Source organism: Alteromonas sp. KUL150, assembly GCF_009811475.1.
Lineage (GTDB): Bacteria > Pseudomonadota > Gammaproteobacteria > Enterobacterales > Alteromonadaceae > Alteromonas > Alteromonas gracilis.
Genome location: NZ_BLIJ01000093.1, coordinates 1 through 2,252 on the forward strand (window position 1 = coordinate 1; position 2,252 = coordinate 2,252).

Annotated in this window: 5 protein-coding genes; 1 reads left to right on the forward strand and 4 read right to left on the reverse strand. The window is 40.5% G+C overall.

All coding sequences use genetic code 11. The features are described 5' to 3' along the window. The 4 genes from GVO62_RS19160 to GVO62_RS19175 all read right to left on the reverse strand — a co-directional run. Positions 1-299: type II toxin-antitoxin system RelE/ParE family toxin (locus GVO62_RS19160; protein WP_069943669.1), on the reverse strand; the 299-nt coding region annotated here is incomplete at its 3' end. Next, on the reverse strand, positions 296-538 hold the full coding sequence (locus GVO62_RS19165) for a type II toxin-antitoxin system ParD family antitoxin (RefSeq protein ID WP_014978218.1): 243 nt from the start codon (positions 536-538) through the stop codon (positions 296-298). The genes GVO62_RS19160 and GVO62_RS19165, both read right to left, overlap by 4 nt. Before the next feature lie 190 nt (positions 539-728). Beyond that, on the reverse strand, positions 729-1,121 hold the full coding sequence (locus GVO62_RS19170) for a transposase (RefSeq protein WP_159120611.1): 393 nt from the start codon (positions 1,119-1,121) through the stop codon (positions 729-731). 51 nt (positions 1,122-1,172) lie between these two features. Further along, positions 1,173-1,631 carry an IS110 family transposase gene (locus GVO62_RS19175; protein WP_159120612.1) on the reverse strand — a complete coding sequence of 153 codons (459 nt, stop codon included), beginning with the start codon at positions 1,629-1,631 and terminating at the stop codon, positions 1,173-1,175. Between the two features lie 179 nt (positions 1,632-1,810). Here GVO62_RS19175 and GVO62_RS19180 point away from each other — a divergent pair, with 179 nt between their 5' ends. Further along, positions 1,811-2,092, forward strand: a complete 282-nt coding sequence (locus tag GVO62_RS19180; protein WP_159120613.1) for a hypothetical protein — start codon at positions 1,811-1,813, stop codon at positions 2,090-2,092. Positions 2,093-2,252: the final 160 nt, after the last annotated feature.

Genomic DNA, 2,252 nt, shown 5'->3' on the forward strand with positions numbered 1-2,252 from the left:
GCGCCAAAGCGTACAGGATTTACATCCATACTTTTATGAAGGATTCTTATGATCAGAATCTCCTGACTGCCCGTTTGTTTGTAGAAAATCACATGGCTACCTTGAGGAAATTTTCTGTATCCATCTCTTATTTCGTCGCAGCTTTTACCAATATCAGGATTTTCAGACAACATCCAAAATGAATCGTCGAATTGTTTAAGATATACATTACGCTGTTCTCGGCCCCACTTCCGTTGTGTAAACAATGCGATATCTTTTAAATCTGATTTTGCTAGTACGGTTAATTTAAACGGTTTCACTCTTTTAATTCACCGTCTAGTTCTGATATCAGATGCTCAAGGTCGTATTCAGCTTCACCGCTTTCTTCACCTGCTACAAGTAATTGACGCAGAGTGTTTAATTTGGTTTCCTGTGTTTCTAGCAAGCGAAGAGCTGAACGAATCACCTCACTTGCTGAACCATACCGACCAGTTTGAATTTGGCTTGCAATAAAGCCATCAAAATGGTCTCCAAGGGTAATGCTGGTGTTTTTAGCCATCTGATTTCTCCAAGTACCAATATATACCTAATTATGGTACTTGCGCGTTGTAAGTCAATAGCGCATAACAATCACATTAAGCCGCTCGCAGGCTTATGTGGACTCCCCCATGTCAACAACCAAAATTTAATATCACAAAAAGAAAAATGCGTGCTTATGTTCGAGCTCTAGTAGAGAAGCTATCTCTGGCTCACTGATGTTTACGCGAACAAACGGCCAAGTCTCGCTGGCGAGCTTTCATGCTCCAAGCTTGCGGCTGACTTCGAAGGGATCCATTTTTACAATATTTACCTATGGTTCCCATGACTTCTTTCCCACCAGAGGAATGCTGAATGGGCGTTAAACCAATGCAAGCAGACGCATTCTTTCCACTCTTAAATGGCTGCGATTGATTTGCACCTAGTGCGATATACAGGTTTACTGCATTAACTGGACCTACACCCTCAAGCTTTAATAGCTTCTTACAATCAGGTAATGATTGGATACTCTGTTCTAAATATTTATCGTATTCACGAATAGCGCTAATCATATTTTCAAGTTGCACTTTAGCGACCAAAAGAGTGGCACGGAAGGTATCAGACAAATTATTCTCTCCATCTTCAAGTACCCCTTCTAACCCATTTAGTAAGCCAGCTTATGTATTGGGTAAACGGATATTTAGCTCTAACAATAATGATACTATTTGTTTCTGCGAGGCATTTTGGCTCTTTATTGCTAACTCGCGCAATCGTTGAATTGATTGTAACTGTTGTTGCTCAATATTTTTGCCGTTTATAAAAGACACTTCTGGTAAAAATAAGGTCTGTGCGATTGCCAATGCATCATTTTTATCCGTTTTTTGGTTTTGCCTAACAGCTTTAACCAATTTGGCACTAATTAGTCGAGCATCATGACCAGCTTTAATGGCTTGTTGATACCAGTAGTTTGAAGTAGAGCAAGCTTCAAACGCTACAGTGACAGGTTTAGATTTAGCTAACCAAAGTGAAAATTCAACGGTACTCATCCCTACATTAGACGTAACTTTTTTACCGTGTAGTGTGCAAACCTGAATTATATTTTTTGCTAAATCGACGCCGACTTTAGTACGATACATATTAAGGACTCTCTTTAATATTTTTTGTGTGGTAACAAAAATATTACCCCAAGCCCTCAGGTGCGGGGGAGTCCAATTATCTCGCTGGGACAGTAACACGTGGGCTCTGTCGCTTCGCTCGGATTTTAGCCCACGTGTTACTGCCCCTTATGTGGGGTGTTATATGACAGGAGGTTTACTTGATCAAAAAAGGATTTAATTGGCTTCTAAGTAGGCTTCCTTTCTACTCATTATTTTTTATATTTCCAGTACTCGGAATGATGAACTGCCAAGGATGGAATGAAGGCAGCATGACGTCAGAAACATGCCTAATAAACTCATCTTTCCTTCAAGCATATGCGGACTTTTACTACGCACTAATTCTTTTTTCTTCTTTTATGCTGCTTTTACCGCTGGTAGTTTATATTGTTATCGCAATTTGGCTTTCAGAAGTCTTTGGCCGCAAGCTAGCCGGTGAGTAATGTCATATAACAAGTCAATAAACTCACTCACTTCGTTCGCTGGGACGCATACACGTGGGCTGCTTCGCATTATAGCCCACGCGTATGCGCCCCTTATTTAAAAGTTATGCGCTCACAAAAATTACGCTAGCAATCCGTAACCCCTGAGGTTACAATAGAG

Coding starts and splice junctions, on each gene's coding strand:
- GVO62_RS19175 (WP_159120612.1), bottom strand. CDS start 1,631: ATGTATCGTACTAAAGTCGGCGTCGATTTAGCAAAAAATATAATTCAG.
- GVO62_RS19165 (WP_014978218.1), bottom strand. CDS start 538: ATGGCTAAAAACACCAGCATTACCCTTGGAGACCATTTTGATGGCTTT.